Source organism: Flammeovirga agarivorans, assembly GCF_012641475.1.
Taxonomy (GTDB): Bacteria; Bacteroidota; Bacteroidia; order Cytophagales; family Flammeovirgaceae; genus Flammeovirga; species Flammeovirga agarivorans.
The window spans coordinates 1-16,655 of sequence record NZ_JABAIL010000005.1 but is presented as its reverse complement, the minus strand read 5'-3'; the positions used below and the strand labels follow the sequence as shown (position 1 = coordinate 16,655).

13 protein-coding genes are annotated in these 16,655 nt (G+C 33.0%); 8 read left to right on the top strand and 5 right to left on the bottom strand.

Going from position 1 to position 16,655, the window contains the following annotated elements; translation table 11 throughout:
• The first annotated feature begins 30 nt into the window (after nt 1–30).
• The 3 genes from HGP29_RS16185 to HGP29_RS16175 all read left to right on the top strand — a co-directional run bounded on the left by HGP29_RS16185 (nt 31) and on the right by HGP29_RS16175 (nt 3,707).
• On the top strand, nt 31–1,713 hold the full coding sequence (locus HGP29_RS16185; protein WP_168883481.1) for a BamA/TamA family outer membrane protein: 1,683 nt from the start codon (nt 31–33) through the stop codon (nt 1,711–1,713).
• A 316-nt stretch (nt 1,714–2,029) separates the two neighbouring features.
• A complete protein-coding gene (locus HGP29_RS16180; protein WP_168883480.1) occupies nt 2,030–2,590 on the top strand; it encodes an RNA polymerase sigma factor in 561 nt (186 codons plus the stop codon).
• Nucleotides 2,571–3,707, top strand: coding sequence for an outer membrane beta-barrel protein (locus HGP29_RS16175; protein WP_168883479.1), 1,137 nt, complete (start codon nt 2,571–2,573; stop codon nt 3,705–3,707). The genes HGP29_RS16180 and HGP29_RS16175 overlap by 20 nt, the downstream gene beginning before the upstream one ends.
• 70 nt (nt 3,708–3,777) lie before the next feature.
• Here HGP29_RS16175 and HGP29_RS16170 read toward each other — a convergent pair whose 3' ends face one another.
• Nucleotides 3,778–4,038, bottom strand: a complete 261-nt coding sequence (locus HGP29_RS16170; RefSeq protein WP_168883478.1) for a hypothetical protein — start codon at nt 4,036–4,038, stop codon at nt 3,778–3,780.
• On the bottom strand, nt 3,998–4,618 hold the full coding sequence (locus HGP29_RS16165; protein ID WP_168883477.1) for an RNA polymerase sigma factor: 621 nt from the start codon (nt 4,616–4,618) through the stop codon (nt 3,998–4,000). Before HGP29_RS16165 ends, HGP29_RS16170 begins: the two co-directional genes overlap by 41 nt.
• Before the next feature lie 341 nt (nt 4,619–4,959).
• On the opposite strand from HGP29_RS16165, the gene tadA reads away from it, so the two are divergent.
• Both tadA and HGP29_RS16155 read left to right on the top strand, forming a co-directional pair.
• Nucleotides 4,960–5,415 (top strand): tRNA adenosine(34) deaminase TadA, encoded by a 456-nt coding sequence (gene tadA / locus HGP29_RS16160; RefSeq protein WP_168883476.1) that lies wholly within the window; start codon nt 4,960–4,962, stop codon nt 5,413–5,415.
• Nucleotides 5,415–5,900 (top strand): tetratricopeptide repeat protein, encoded by a 486-nt coding sequence (locus HGP29_RS16155; protein WP_168883475.1) that lies wholly within the window; start codon nt 5,415–5,417, stop codon nt 5,898–5,900. Before tadA ends, HGP29_RS16155 begins: the two co-directional genes overlap by 1 nt.
• 118 nt (nt 5,901–6,018) lie before the next feature.
• Here HGP29_RS16155 and HGP29_RS16150 read toward each other — a convergent pair whose 3' ends face one another.
• Both HGP29_RS16150 and HGP29_RS16145 read right to left on the bottom strand, forming a co-directional pair.
• On the bottom strand, nt 6,019–7,302 hold the full coding sequence (locus tag HGP29_RS16150) for a hypothetical protein (protein ID WP_168883474.1): 1,284 nt from the start codon (nt 7,300–7,302) through the stop codon (nt 6,019–6,021).
• A 193-nt stretch (nt 7,303–7,495) separates the two neighbouring features.
• Nucleotides 7,496–7,882 carry a DUF1573 domain-containing protein gene (locus tag HGP29_RS16145; protein WP_168883473.1) on the bottom strand — a complete coding sequence of 129 codons (387 nt, stop codon included), beginning with the start codon at nt 7,880–7,882 and terminating at the stop codon, nt 7,496–7,498.
• Nucleotides 7,883–8,103: 221 nt separating this feature from the next.
• Between HGP29_RS16145 and HGP29_RS16140 the strand changes: the two genes are divergently transcribed.
• Both HGP29_RS16140 and clpB read left to right on the top strand, forming a co-directional pair.
• Nucleotides 8,104–9,891 (top strand): glycoside hydrolase family 15 protein, encoded by a 1,788-nt coding sequence (locus tag HGP29_RS16140; protein WP_168883472.1) that lies wholly within the window; start codon nt 8,104–8,106, stop codon nt 9,889–9,891.
• Nucleotides 9,892–10,341: 450 nt separating this feature from the next.
• Nucleotides 10,342–12,951 (top strand): ATP-dependent chaperone ClpB, encoded by a 2,610-nt coding sequence (gene clpB, locus HGP29_RS16135; RefSeq protein WP_168883471.1) that lies wholly within the window; start codon nt 10,342–10,344, stop codon nt 12,949–12,951.
• 59 nt (nt 12,952–13,010) lie between these two features.
• On the opposite strand, the gene HGP29_RS16130 is transcribed toward clpB, so the two are convergent.
• Nucleotides 13,011–13,439, bottom strand: a complete 429-nt coding sequence (locus HGP29_RS16130) for a hypothetical protein (RefSeq protein ID WP_168883470.1) — start codon at nt 13,437–13,439, stop codon at nt 13,011–13,013.
• Between the two features lie 278 nt (nt 13,440–13,717).
• Between HGP29_RS16130 and HGP29_RS16125 the strand changes: the two genes are divergently transcribed.
• On the top strand, nt 13,718–16,192 hold the full coding sequence (locus HGP29_RS16125) for a M14 family zinc carboxypeptidase (RefSeq protein WP_168883469.1): 2,475 nt from the start codon (nt 13,718–13,720) through the stop codon (nt 16,190–16,192).
• Nucleotides 16,193–16,655 lie beyond the last annotated feature (463 nt).

Genomic DNA, 16,655 nt, shown 5'->3' with positions numbered 1-16,655 from the left:
AGAATTAAATTTCTTTCATTTCTGTTTTTTATGCTTCTAAATAACATTGCTTATACACAGGTAGAAGTAAAATGGGTGTATTACGATAATACATCAGAAAAGGAGAAACAATTACTTCAGAATAGTACTTTAAAAGACTCTTTGGATGCAGTCCTATTTGTAAATAAATCAATTGATAACATCATCCAAAATGGATATTTAACAGCAGGAATAGATAAAAAAAAGATCTTCCCGAACGAACATATTTGTAAGGTATATATTGGAAAGAGGTATGATGCATTGTATATCAACACTTCTTTGGTAAGTAATCAGATTTTATCCAGTCGATATTGGAAAGGCACTTCAACGATAAAAAAAGTATTGACCACCGACTTAGAGAAAGCCAAATATCAGGTAATTGAATATTTTGAAAATAATGGTTATCCATTTACTAAGGTATGGATTGATTCTCTTCATTTTGTTGATGGAAATATTCATGGAAATCTTAAAATAAACTTAGGTGATGCTGTTGTATTAGATACTTTAATTGTAAAAAGAGATCAACCATTAGGCGTTCATAAGAAATTCTTTGAAGCATATTTGGGGTTACATAAAGGTGATGACTTCAAACAAAAATCTGTAGATAAAGCAGAAGTGATTATTAAAGAAACACCATATTTAAAACTGACAGATGATATTGATGTAGTTTTCGAGTATGGAAAAGCCATGGTAGAAATTCCATTAGAGAAACGAAAATCAAGTCGGGCCGACGGTATTATTGGTCTAGCTCCCAATGAAACTGCTGATGGTGGAGTATTAGTAACAGGGCAAATACTTTTAGATCTTCGTAATCCATTTGGTACAGGAAAGCGGTTTTACATTGATTGGAAGAAACCCGACAGTCACTCACAATGGTTTTCAGCTTCTTATGAACATCCTAGAATCTTTAGATCGCAATTTGATGTCTTTTACAACCTTGATATGCAAATTCAAGATTCAACGTTTATTAAGGTTGATAATGAAGTGGGAGTAAAAAGAAAAGTTTCAGTAAGAAGTGAGGTAGATCTAGGAGTAAAATTTGAAAGTAGTCGACTTTTGAGAGAAATTTCAGAATCCAGTGCAGATACATTAAATGATACACAAACAACGACTTATCATATAGGATATAGATGGGAAAACTTAGACGACCCATTAGCTCCAAGAAAGGGATTTAGCATTAAATCTAGAATTAGTGCAGGGTATAGAAATGTAATTTTTAATCCTTCATTTGATCAAAGTATTTATGAAGGTATTCCTGAAGTTTCATCAATTATTAAGTGGCATTTAGATGCTTCATATTACTTTCAGATAAACCGATGGATGGATGGGTTGCTTCGACTCAATGCATCACAAATGATTAATGATCACCTTTATCAAAATGAATTGTATCGTTTAGGAGGTTTCAGATCATTAAGAGGTTTTAATGAAGGAGAATTTTTTGTAGATCGATATGGGGTCTTAACTATTGAACCAAGAATAGGAATAGGGGGAGGTTCATACCTTTTCGTATTTTCAGATATCGCTTACATTGGTAATAACAATGAAACAGACCTGCCTATAGGTTTTGGAGCAGGTTTGAGTATGGAAACTAAATCCGGGATTTTCTCTTTAGCTTATGCGTTAGGTAAAACGAATTCGATGCCTATATCAACAGATTTAGCAAAAATCCATTTTGGCTTTATTGGTGTTTTTTAATTTAACTTTTGAGAGGTTTTTTAATTCACTTTAACTTAAATTTTTAAAGTGAATACTAATTCATGTGAAATAAAATAAAATATAAAGTATTAATAATCAGTAATTAATGTCTTTTTAATAGATTGAGTTTGGTTTAACTCTATTCAATTTTACAATTACGTGTGTCTATCTAGATAGGCATAATGACTTAAAGTAGCAGTACACAAAGAATAGTGTCAAATTAGGCAAATGAAAAATTTATCTACTGCCATAGTGTATACTGAAATATCGATTTTTTTATTCCTGAAATAGGGATAATTTAAAAACCTAACTCATCATGTTACAAGACGAAGCATTAATTAAAGGTTGCAAGAATGGCGACAAAAGGGTCCAGAGAAAACTATATGAACAATATAGCGGAGCCTTAATGTCTGTAGCTTGTCGTTATTCTAAAACAGAAGAAGATGCTAGAGATATTTTACAAGAAGCCTTTGTAAAAATCTTTAAGAATATCGGCACCTTTAGAAACGAATCCTCTCTCAAACACTGGATGCGAAGAATTGTAGTGAATACTGCGATCAACTTCCAAAGATCTAAATTGTACTTATATCCAATGATGGATGTAAACGATATGTATGATCTTAAAGAAGAGGCTATGGCCTTACATGACTATAGTTTCCAGGAATTATTAAACATGCTCCAACGTTTACCAGATGGGTGTAGGATAATCTTTAACCTTTATGCCATAGAAGGATATAAGCATAAGGAAATTGCAGAAATGACAGGAATTACTGAAGGAACGTCTAAATCGCAATTTGCCAGAGCAAGAAAACTTCTAAAATCTATGATTCATGATTCTGAAATAGAAAGATACAGTTATGCAAAAGAAAGAGGATAGACGAGATGATTTTGATATGGTGTGGCATGATGCCTTTCAAAACGAAAGTGTCAACCCTCCATTAGACTTATGGGATGATATAGAAGTTGAGGTGGATGCAATTAATAAAAAGAAAAATCACTTTACTTTTATAAGGTCCGTTGCTGCAATATTTACGGTAAGTATGCTGACTAGTTTCTTGGTAAAATATGATGCACCAAGATCTCAAGGAGTTGCATACCAATCTCCGACGATGTCAAAGGGTACTCAGATAGAAGAAGCTTCTGTTTTACCTACAAGGTTATTATCAACAGGTAGTGATCAGATTTCTACATTAGCTACACATCAATATACTTACAACAACAAGATTGTAGATGAGAACATTCCTCCAATCAATATTCAAGAAGTAGGTTTGTTAAATGATGGAGAAGAAAAAAGGAATAATGATAAGATGATTTATTCTGAATTAGGTGCAATAAAAAGAGAAAGTACTTCTAGTGCATCACATGCTTTTTTAACTGCTAAAAGTTCAATGCCTGTACCGTTTTCAGTAAAACAGAAAACAGCAGAGAAGAAATCAACATACTACGTTGGTGTAGAAGCAGGAGTTGCTTCAATTGATCCCAACATGAAATATGAAGGTCAAAAAATTTCTTCAACTACAACTGCTCCTGTAGTTACTTTAAAAGGTGGAGTGAAGTTCAAGAATAAGACCTTTATTGAGTTAGGTGTTCAATATGCTAAATATGCTTTTGATACAGATCTTCCAGAATCATCAGAAATTGTAGTAGATCAACAACAAATATCTGTACCTGTTAAAGTTGGATATACGTTTGAAGGTAAAAAACTTGACTTGGATGTATTTGCAAGTGTTGCAGCCAATTTCAATGTGGATCAAGAAGTATCAGGGGGCTCATCAGAATTTCATAGATATATGATTGAAAAAGGAGTTGAAAATAAGGTGAATATGAGTGCAGCAATTGGAGCAGAATTAAATTACAAAGTAGCTCCAAATACATCTGTATCGTTAGGAACATCATATGGAACAACTTTAACCGAAGCGAGTAATCAAAATGATATTTCAACTCAACCAAATACAGTAATGTTGAGCATGGGTGTGAAATATAAGTTTATATAAATAATTGGGTTAGGAACATGAAAAAAGGCTATCAATATGATAGCCTATTTTTGTTAAGCAATTTAGTTTATCAATTAGAGTCTTTGTTATCAATTGCCTTTTTGGCAAAATCCATAATATTTTTAATCGTCGAAGGACGAGGAGAAACTTCAAATTTGTCTAGGTGAGCCTTCGTTCGTAAGCTGTCACTAATAAAAGATTCACATCTAGGGTCTGATAAAACATCTTTTAGATCTTTATCAGTGAATAGAATATCCTGTTCATCTTTGTATAAAAGAAGAAGAGCTTTATTAAGATACTCTTTGTTTAATGTTTTTTTGTCTAATTGCATGATTAGAATTTTCGCTTTGTTGCTCCATCATTTTGCGAAGATTGATAAGGGCATAGCGCATTCTTCCTAGAGCAGTATTGATACTAACACCAGTCGAATCAGCAATTTCTTGGAAACTCATTTGCATGTAATGACGCATTACTAATACTTCACGTTGTGATTCAGGTAAGCGTTCAACTAAAGCTTTTACATTTGCTTGAGTTTCTTTTAGAATTCTTTGATCTTCAATAGAATTTTCAGAGAAGTCTAAAGTATCAAAAACGCTACTACCGTCTTCCATCACAATAGTTGGATATCTTTTCTGTTTGCGGAAGTGATCGATAGCCATATTGTGTGCAATACGAGAAATCCAAGGCATAAACTTTCCCTCTTCATTATACTTTCCAGCTCTGATCATTTTGATCGCCTTAATAAAAGTATCTTGTAATAGATCTTCAGCTACGAATTCATCTTTTACGATTAAAAGAATACTAGTAAACAACTTGTTCTTATATTTATTAAGTAGTTGTTCAAAGGCTGCTTCATTACCGTTTAAGTATTGAGAAATAAGATCTTGATCTGTAATAGTATAATTTTTCATGCCTCGCGTATTAATAACGTTAACTCAAATATTTTTATTGCTAGCTATTCTGGTTTTGTTTTAGAATAATGCAAATAGACTATGCAGTAGATGTATTAGTTCTTTAGTAAAAATCACATATTTCAAATGTTTGAAAATATTAATAATATTCAAATTTCTTCATCTAAGGATAAACGGCATTCATCGAATAATTCCGTACATTCATCTAAGTCAACTGATTTGGGCTGAGTGATTTATGATGTAATGTGTAAATAATACAATTGTTTATAAGGTAAATACTATTTGAGTATATTTGTGAAGAAATTATGGATTAAACCTTAATCTTGAAATAATACAATTTTATGCAGTCAGATAAGGATGAATCCTTTATGAAAATAGCCTTGCAACAAGCAGAATTAGCTTTTGATGAAGGAGAAATACCGGTAGGAGCAATCATTGTTGCAGATGGTAAAGTAATAGCCAAAGGATATAATCAAACAGAAAAACTAAATGATCCAACAGCACATGCAGAAATGATTGCAATAACTGCTGCAGGACATTATTTGGGATCAAGACATTTACAGGATTGCACACTTTATGTAACTTTAGAACCTTGTGCAATGTGTGCAGGAGCTATTTATTGGGGACAAGTCGGTAGAATTGTTTATGGTGCATCAGACGAAAAAAGAGGATTTAAATCTTATTCTGAAAAGTTAGCCCACCCAAGAGCCAAGTTTACAACGGGAGTACTTGAAGGAGAGTGTAAAGAATTATTGATGAAATTTTTCAAGCAATTAAGACAAAAAAGAAAAAAATAATGGACCAATCTGTCATTGAAAAAATAGAAACCCTTTTAAAAGAAGAAAAGTTTGATGGTTTATTCGAGCTTATTAATCCATTAACGAATACTCAAAAAGGAAAGGAACTACTTGGTTTATACTATTTAGGAAAATGGGAAAATGAAAAGGCTGAAGAAGTTTTCGAAAAATTAAAAGAAGAGTTTAGTACTAACCCTGATTACCATTATTATTATGGTGCAAGTCTAGGACAGCAAGCCAAAGGAGCAAACATGCTAAAGTTGATGCAGATTGCACCTAAATCTAAAGCAGCATTTGATAAAGCTTTGGAGTTAGATCCGCAACATGTTCCAGCACATTGGGGTTTACTTCGATACTTCGGTAATGCTCCTGCAATGTTTGGAGGTGAGCCAAAGTGTAAAGAGTTAGCGGACTCTTTATCAAAATTCAATGAGAAAGAAGCAAACGACGCTTACGAGTTTATTAAAAATAAATTCCATAGCTAATAAAAAGATCAAGCAATACCTTATATAATAGGTGTTGCTTGATCTTGATAATAAAAAAGCCACTTGCTAAAAATAACAAGTGACTATAGGGGATAAAGATTAGCTACACCCAGCTGATTTATTTGCCTTTTGTTGCAATTTGGGCAGCTAAGATAGATTGTAATAAGTCTCCACCTTTGCTATTTCCTTGCCCAGCAAAATATTGTTCTGGTAATTTAATCTTACTGATATTAGCCCATTTTACAGAGTCTCTTCTATACTCCCAATACGACTTTTGTTCAGGTGTAAGACCAGAAGATACCAATTGTCTGTTGGCATATGCTTTTGTTTCTGCAAGTACTTTTTCAGTTTTTGCTTCAAGCTGAGCCGTTTCAAACTTTATTTTTGCTAACTTTTTATTAGTTTCTTCTTGCTTTAATTGTGTTTCAATAGCAATCAAACTAGAAACTTGTTCTTTTTCCCTTTTTACCCTTTCTTCTGCCTTGTCTCTTTCACCTTCGGCAATAATTCTTGATTGAGCCGCCTTCGCAGTTTCAATTCTCTGAATTTCTAATTGACGTTTAGCAGATTCATCTCTTTGATTTTCTAGTCTCTTTTTAAATGAGCTTTCCATATCAATAGAAGGTAAAACTACCTGTGAAATTAAGATGTGGTTTTCAGAAATTTCATTAGGAATACGTTTGAAGCGTCCATTGTCATCAGCAATTTTTTCCACTAGGTACTTAGTACGAACCTCTTTGATTTCTCGACTTTCCTGTTGGATTGAGTTATCAAAAAGAGTATCGGCTACTTCAATTTTTCTTACTTCATAAGAACCATATTTTAATTGTTCCTCAAAAGTTTGTCTAAATGATTGAGCATCACCAGAAATATAATCCTGAGCGGCATACATGTAACCTGTGTTCACTAATTGCTCACGAATTGTAGGAATTAATGTCATTGCTACAAGGTTTTCCTGAGATCTGAATTTTACAGCGACATCAATAAATGCTTCTTCTGTATTTGGCATCTGAACCCTAACAGACGGATAACCTAATGCTGTGACTTGGTCGATAAAACGAATTGGAACAGGCTTCATTGATGAATTATCATCATCACTAACATCTTCTGTAGTGATATCAATGTATTTGCTCCAAGGTTGGACTTTACCAAACCATGTAAAATGGTACCCTTCAGTCATGATCGCTGACTTCTGACCATTGGGGTAGGTAACAAAATATTGGTAGCCAGGTTCAGCCCACATAATTGCATTTGACATCACAATGATAAAAAATGCAGCTGCAAACGACAGTCCACCTAATTTCGGGTTTAGAACGGGATAGTTTTTTCTAAGTTGTGGCACAACTGTTAAAACACTATACACTAAACATATAAAAACGATAAGATAAAATAAGAGAGCCATTTGGTAATTAAGTTAGTTGATTATACATACATATATCCTAACGGTATTTCTTTACCCAATGGATGTATTTTAAAATATTATTTAATAATGATTAACGATAGTTGTTAAAAAATTGATATTACAAAAAAAGGTCTGCGTAATATTTTCGTATTACACAGACCTGATATTTATCGTTTAGCTATATTACTAAAGCTTACTTATTGTCTACTAAAACGTTTGTAGTGATAGAGATTCTAGTTGTTTGTTTAGCATTAGAATAAACAGTGATTGGTTTATTCTGTACACCTCTTTTACCTCTAGAATTGAATTTAACTAGAATTTGTCCTTCATCACCAGGAGCGATAGGCTCTTTTGGCCATTTTGGAGCAGTACATCCACAAGTAGTTGTAACGTTTGTGATTACCAAAGGAGCATCACCACTATTTGTAAATTTAAAAGTATGCTCAACAACGTCACCTTGGTGAATATCGCCAAACTCATATGTATTTTCAGCAAAAGTAATTACAGGGCCTTTTGCTTCTTGTGCATTAACTACAAAACAGAATAAACCGAATAACAGTGTAAATAATATCTTTTTCATGTCCTTAGATTTATGGTTGAAGGATAATAATTTATTAAGTAAGTACAATTTACGATTAATACTTGAAATCATAAAAATGCACCTCGATGAAACATTTATAAAATACTTAAGCAAAAACCTTGTCATATTTTAAAAACTATAAAATTTATTTTTTTGGTGATTTTTATATTAAATTGAATCATGCTCGCATCCCAAATTAAAATTTAACTACATATACAAACATGAAAAAAACTCATAAGTACGATATGGGCGTCATTGGAAACTGTGCGTTCATGGCCTATGTCGATACAACAGCAAGTGTGCGTTGGCTATGCTGGCCAAGATTTGATAGCAGTTTTATTTTTGGTGACTTACTGGATGATGAGAAGGGCGGAGAGTTTTCGGTAAAACCTACAGCTAAGATCCAAAAGACTAAACAGTATTACGTTACAAACACTAATATTCTCGTTACAGAAGTTTACACTGAAGATGGTGATTTTAAAGTAACAGATTTTGCTCCACGTTTCGAACAGGACGATCGTTATTATAAGCCATTGATGATGATCAGAAAAATTGAACCATTAAGAGGCACTCCTTCTGTGAAAGTAGTGTGTAACCCAGTAGGGGAATATGGTGAGATGAAACCTGAGAAATCACAAGGAAGTAATCATATCCGTTTCTTAGGGTACGACCAACAAATGAGATTAACTACAAATATTCCTTTATCTTATGTAATGGATGAGCATCCATTTGTATTAGGTGGAGCTGTATATACGGTGTTAACTTATGGTGTACCATTAGAAGCAGCAATTGAACAAACTGCAGAAACTTTCTATACTAAAACGAAAAGATATTGGAGAAATTGGGTGAAATCAACATCAATTAGTTTCTTCCATCAGGATAAATTAATCCGTTCGTCTTTAATATTAAAAATACACCAATACGAAGATACAGGGGCTATTATAGCTTCCGGAACGACATCATTACCAGAATATCATAAAAGTACCCGAAACTGGGATTATCGATATTGTTGGATGAGGGATACTTATTATACATTAAATGCTTTCAATAACATTGGTCACTTTGAGGAAGTAGAAGCTTACTTTAAATACATCGAGAATGTAACAAAGCAAGAAAAAGATAGGTACCAACCTCTTTATACTATTACAGCTCAGAAGAAAATCACTGAAATTGAAATGCCTTTAAAAGGGTATTTGGGTGAGAACAAACCTGTAAGAATAGGTAATGATGCTTATACTCATATTCAGAATGATGTATATGGTCAAGTATTAACATCACTACTTCCTTTGTATGCTGATAAGCGTTTTACTAATAAATACCGTATGCATACAAAGCAATTAGTAGAGCATACTCTACAGAAAATTGCTGATACAATGGAAGAGAAAGATGCAGGTCTTTGGGAATTTAGAGATAGACCAGGACATTACTGCTATACTTTCTTATTCCACTGGGCAGGAGCATCTGCAGCATATAAAATGGCTCAGTACTTTGATGATGTGAAAATGGCCGACAAGGCATTAAAAATCAAAGAACGAGCAGCTGATATGATTGAAAAATGCTACGATGAAGAAACAGGCGTTTACATGCAAGCTGCAGGATCAAAAGATATGGATGCATCTTGTCTGCAATTAATTACAATGAATTACCTGGATCCAAACTCTGAAAGAGCAAGGAGACATTTAAAAGGTATGGAAAAGGAATTAATGGCTCAGGATGGTTTATTCTACAGATACCGACACGTGGATGATTTTGGAGCACCGGAAACAACATTCCTAATTTGTGCTTATTGGTATATAGAAGCTTTAGCTTGTGTGGGAAGAGTGAAAGAAGCTATTGATTACTTTGATAAAGTAAGTAGCTATGCAAACCATGTTGGTTTATTATCGGAGGATGTAGATTCTGAGGATGGTAGCCAATGGGGTAATTTCCCTCAAACGTACAGTCATGTAGGTTTGATGAATGCAGCTTATCGTATTTCTAAGAAATTAGATTTACCTAACTTCTTGTAAGCCTTCTTACTAAAGAGGAAATATTTTAAGGTAATTGTCTCATAAGGCAATTACCTTTTTTTATCTACCAATAAATAATGTTTTGATAATCACAAAAGCGGCTAAGACAGCTAAACTGAAGTATTCTACTATTTTCATCATTGGGGTAATTAATTAACAAGGTTTTCGTATCTGATATCTTTATGACAATTAAAAAAATTAGTTTGACATAATAATCTTATCGTATTTACATAGATTTAGAAATATATAATCCGTTTGATTTCTGTCAAAAAGTCACTTTCTTTTTCAAAAATTTCAACCCCTGATGACTTAATGTCGTTTAAACAACAAAAAACAATCATTAAGCTGACTTTATGTCTTGATAATCAGTTTAGTACAGTAATTGAATAACATATCATGTCTTTATAATTAATTGAGTCTCTATAACTTAAATTAAAAAAATACGAACTTATGAATTTTGAAAAATATACAATCCGATCGCAAGAAGTTCTGCAAAAAGCGCAGACCATTGCAAAAGGATTTCAACAACAAATAATAGAAAAAGGTCACTTATTAAAAGCAATCATAGAGCAAGAAGACAATATGATTACTTTTCTGACCAATAAAATAAAAGCTGATAAAACGGCTTTAGATCAACAAGTAGAAACAATTGTAGCTGCGTATCCAAAATCGTCAGGAGAAAACCCTTATTTATCAAATGACTCTGCCAAGACTTTACAAAAAGCAGAGAAGTTTATGACTGATATGGGAGACGAATTTGTGGCAGTTGAACATATATTACTTGGACTTTTGGAAGGTAGTGATCCAATCGCTCAACTTTTAAAACAAGCGGGTTTCAATGAAGACTACCTAAAAAAGGCCATTGTAGAATTAAGAAAAGGAAATAAAGTAACTGACCAAAATGCCGAAGGTCAATATCAGTCTTTAGAGAGATATGCTATTGATTTAACTCAAATGGCAAGAGATGGTAAGCTGGACCCTGTAATTGGTAGAGATGAAGAAATTCGTCGAGTACTACAGATTTTATCAAGACGTACTAAAAACAACCCAATGTTAATTGGTGAACCGGGTGTTGGTAAAACGGCTATTGCAGAAGGTTTAGCGCAAAGAATTGTAGCAGGAGATATCCCAGAAAACTTAGAAGATATTTCAATAGCTTCTTTAGATATGGGTGCTTTAGTTGCAGGAGCAAAATATAAAGGTGAATTTGAGGAAAGATTAAAAGCGGTAATTAAGGAAGTTCAAAGTGCGGACGGAAAAATTATCCTCTTTATTGATGAAATTCACACACTAATTGGTGCAGGTGCAGGTGGAGATTCAGCAATGGATGCTGCCAACTTACTAAAACCAGCTTTGGCAAGAGGCGAGTTAAGATCGATTGGTGCAACAACTCTTAAAGAATATCAGAAATATATAGAAAAAGATAAGGCACTAGAAAGAAGATTCCAACCTGTAAATGTTGGAGAACCATCTGTTGATGATGCAATTTCTATACTTAGAGGTATTAAAGAAAAATATGAAGTACATCATGGTGTCAGAATTAAAGATGATGCTATTATTGCTTCAGTAGAACTATCAAATCGATATATTTCAGATCGCTTCTTACCAGATAAGGCAATTGACTTAATGGATGAAGCAGCGTCTCGTATGCGTATACAAATGAACTCTATGCCGGAAGAGGTAGATGAGATCAAACGTAAAGTGATGCAGCTTGAAATAGAACGAGAAGCAATTCGTCGAGAAAAAGATGTTGAGAAGGAAAATATCTTAACAGATCAGATACGTATACTTACTAGTAAGTTGAATGAGTTGGAAGACGAGTGGAAGAGAGAAAAACAAACACTCGATTCAATAAAACAGCTGAAAAGAGATATCGATAAATATAAAATCGAAGCAGATCAAGCAGAACGCTCAGGTGATTATGGAAGAGTTGCAGAGATTAGATATGGAAAAATTGTCAATGCAGAAAAGCAATTAGAAGACTTGCAAAACGCTGCAGAGCAAGAATCTGAAACTGGTAATGTAATGTTACGTCAGGAGGTGACTTCAGAAGACATTGCTGAAGTTGTTTCTAAGTGGACAGGTATCCCTGTGGCTAAAATGGTTCAAGGTGAAAGAGAGAAACTTCTTCACTTAGAAGCAGAATTAGGTAAAAGAGTGGCAGGGCAAGATGAGGCTATTACTGCTATTTCAGATGCCGTTCGTAGAAGTAGGGCAGGTCTACAAGATCCGAGAAGACCGATCGGTTCATTCTTATTCTTAGGAACAACCGGTGTTGGTAAAACTGAATTAGCGAAAGCATTAGCAGAGTACCTATTCGATGATGATAAAGCAATGGTTCGTATCGACATGTCTGAATACCAAGAGAAACATGCGGTAAGCCGTTTGATCGGAGCGCCTCCAGGTTATGTTGGATATGATGAAGGTGGTCAACTTACTGAAGAAGTAAGAAGAAGACCATATTCTGTAATTCTACTTGATGAGATAGAAAAAGCACATCCAGATGTATTTAATATCTTATTACAAGTATTGGATGATGGACGTCTAACGGATAATAAAGGTAGAGTTGCAGATTTCAAGAATACCATTGTCATCATGACTTCCAATATGGGAGCACATTTCATGATGGATAAAATCGGTGATCTTGAAAAAGCAGGAACAAAAGTAGAGAAAGAAGAAATTCTTGACGAATGCAAGAACAAGGCATTGGATTTACTGAAAAACACAGTACGTCCTGAGTTCCTAAATAGAATTGACGAGATTCTTATGTTCCAACCTCTTACCAGAGAGAATATGAGAAAGATTGCAGATATTCAATTCAAAGACATACAGAGAAGGATCAAAGCGAATGGAATAGAAATAGAAATCACTCCAGAAGCTTTAACAAAAGTCTCAGATTTGGGTTATGAACCAGAATTTGGTGCAAGACCATTGAAAAGAGTAATGCAGAGGTATATTCTAAACGATCTATCAAAATCAATCTTAAGTGGAGAAGTCCAAAAAGATAGTATTGTTTTAATAGATGTCGATAATGATCAGTTGATTTTCAAAAACAGATAATCATCTAAATAAAATAAAAAAGCGATATACTTATTTATAGTATATCGCTTTTCCTCATTTCAATTCATTACAATTGATCGCACTTTTTTAACTCGATCAATGATTACTTTTTTAGCGTTAGTAGCCTCTCTTAAATCAGAGTACACGCCTTCGATACAATTCAAATTAATGTGAATTACATTTTTAGGATACTTTGCCTGAACCTCTTTTTCGAATTCAGCCAATAAACTAAACTTGTTTTGAGCAAATTTTGAAACGTCGATTTGTATGATTGAAGACAAAATTTCTGTGTCTCCATCCAAACAATCTTTCCTTACAGCTTTGAAAAACACATATCTAGTGTTGCTATTCACTGCGTTTTCAACCTTCACACTTTTTTGTTCAGTCGATGGTGAATCTGGTTCATTGTTACCATTACTTGCAAGTACAATATTGGAACTTGCATAAAATGTCAAGCACAATAACAAGAATTTGGATAATAATTGCATGAAAAAATAAATCAGTAGTAAAAGTAATTATTTGGTTTTTAAGGGGATACCTATTACAATTATAATATTTTAATATAATTATATGAAATATCTAAGTGTATTTTTCACAATATATAATTAAATATATTCTTTGTTATCCGTATAACAATATAAAAATTAAAAAAATCGGATAATATTGATAATCAATATCTTTAATTATTTTCTTTAAAAAATTCAATAGTTATCACATATAAATGTATATTATTGTATAATCGCTAACAATTTTTACTTCTTCCAATATGCTTAGACTACTGTTAATTATTCAGTGGATCTGTCTTTTTTTATTTTCTAATCGCATTATTGCCCAAAAAGATATAACACCAAGTGCCTTTTTAGGAATCGATCTTGGAGATAATTTCACATACCATTATCAATTGGTAGATTATTTTGAATTACTTAGTAAGAAATACCCAAGTAAAGCGAAGTATATTAGTTATGGTGCTACGTCAGAAGGAAGAGAGTTATTTGTTTTTGCAATTACTTCTTCTGAGAATATGACAAAATTAGAAGAGATCAAAAAAGATAACTTATATAGAATAGGTATAGAAGAAGGTAAAGTAACAAATAAAATCCCTGTTATTTGGTTAGGATATAATGTTCATGGTAATGAAGCTTCAGGTTCTGAAGTTGCAATGAAAGTGGCTCACAAACTATTATCATCCGACGAAAAAGAAATTAATAAAGTATTAGATAATGCCGTAGTCGTTATCGATCCATGTATGAATCCCGATGGGAGAGATAGGTACGTAAATGGATATCGAGCAAGACGAGGAGAAAAAGTAAATTCAAATGCACTAAACTGGTCTCATGTCGAAAGTTGGCCTTCTGGTAGGTATAATCATTATTTATTTGACCTTAATAGAGATTGGGCTTGGCAAACACAATTAGAAACTAAGTTAAGATATGCTTTATATAAGGAATGGATGCCACAAGTATATGTAGACTTTCATGAAATGATGCCAGAATACTCTTATTTCTTTGGCCCACCTGCTCATCCTATCCATGAAGAAATCACTACTTGGCAGAGAAAATACCAAAGAATATCTTCTCAGAGATATATTGATTTTTTTGAAGAGCATAATTGGAAGTATTTTACAGAAGAGATCTTCGATTTATTGTACCCATCATATGGTGATAGTTGGACATCCTTTAATGGAGCCGTTGGCTTTACTTTTGAACAAGGGGGACATGGTGTAGCAGGAGTTTCCTACAAAAAGAAACCAACTGATCGAGCACTGACTTTAAAACAAAGGATAGAGAAACACTATGAAACAACCTTATTAACCTTATTTACTGCGGTAGATTATAAAGAACAGTTACTTAAAGAGTATCAGACATTCTTTAAGAGTAAACCCAAAGGACAGTATTCTCAATTTATCATTAGAAATAATTCTAGAGATCATGGAGATATAAAGAGATTACTGAAATTAATGGATACTCATAGAATAAAGTATTCAATGGTAGCTAAAGGTAAATCCGTTACAGCTTACAGTTATCAATTAGAGAAGAATATAGATATATATATAAAAGAGAATGATATTCTTTTCGACATTAATCAACCATTTAATAAGACGTTAGAAGTTCTTTTAGAACCTAAAACCGAAATAACAGATTCCCTCACCTATGATTTAACAGCATGGTCACTTCCTTATGCCTATGGATTGGAAGCATATGCTATTGAAAGTAATCCAAAATTTGAAATAAAGCAGTTTCAAGAAACTGTTACGCAAAAAGATCAGGTACATTCAATAGATAAGGACTATATATATATAGTACCTTGGAATTCTATTGAAGATACCAAAGTACTAACTAGGTTCTTAGACAAGAAAATTGAAATCAGTTACCTTAATAAAGGAAAGAACATATTTAATACCTTTTTACCTAAAGGTAGTATTGTTATTAATCCCGAGACAAATGAATCGAACCGAAAACTAAATTTCATTAATAAAATACTGAAGGATGTCAATTATATAAAAGCACCTATCAATAAGTTGGGATTAATTTCTGACTGTTTAACTCCTTTTAAAGAAAAAAGAATAAGTGTATTAGCAGGTGGTGAATCTAACCCATTAGATTTTGGTGCATTATGGCACTTTTTTGATCATGAGTTAAACTATCCAATTCAAATATTGGATGTTGAAAAGCTATCAACATCGAAGTTATTTAGCACAGATGTATTATTAGTTGGTGATGGGAGATATAGTCCATCGACTCATAAAGTGATTGAAAACTTTGTGAAAGTTGGCGGTAGAGTAATTCTTTTTGAAGGTGCGACGAAAATTATGTCAGAAAATACAACAACAGATATGTATGATTCTTTACATATATCGTTAGTGCAGAAATCAAGATCTTCTGAAGCAAGTTCGAAAACGTCATTAAATAAAAGAGCGGCAGGGTGTATTGTAAAAGTAGAACTAGATACTACAACTAATATTTCGAATGGATTAAACCCAATATATTACTCATTAAAGCAAAGTAAGTTGGTGTTGCCTAAGATTGGTTTAGGTGAAAACCTAGGAACTTTTCCAGAAAGTCCACTTGTTTCGGGATATTTAGGACAAGGTTTAAAGCTAGAAATGCCAGGAAAGTCATTAATCGCTATAGAAAAGTATAAAAAAGGAGAGATATTTTACTTTGGGGAATCTCCATTATTCAGAGGTTTTTGGGTGAATGGGATGCTTCTTTTAAGTAATGCCATATTTTTTGATTACTAATTACAATATTTAAATAATTGACCTTTAGTGATATCCTACCGTATTGAAATTCATTTAATATAATAATAGCTAGAAAATATTGCATTTATCAAGTTAGCTATTACCTTTGCACTCCCTTCAAACGGAAGGCCAAATGAAAAACACTTGTAGTGAGTACTATTCATTTCAACATTTTGCAAAGAAGACAGTGATGTAAATTAAAATTTCAAATGAAATCAAATAAGCATTGCATATTAAATTTCTCTTCTTACCTTTGCACTCGCTTCTGAAAAGAGGTGGTCATAAAAGACTAAAACGTTGGTCTTTTTAAGCAGAGAATGGGAGTTGAAAATCTTCAGAAAGTATCTCGAAAAAATAAAATAAAATTTTTTCAAAAAGAGTTTGGAGATTAAAATTTAGTTCTTACCTTTGCACTCGCTTCTCAAACGGAGTAGCATAAAACAAACTGATATACAGTTCATTG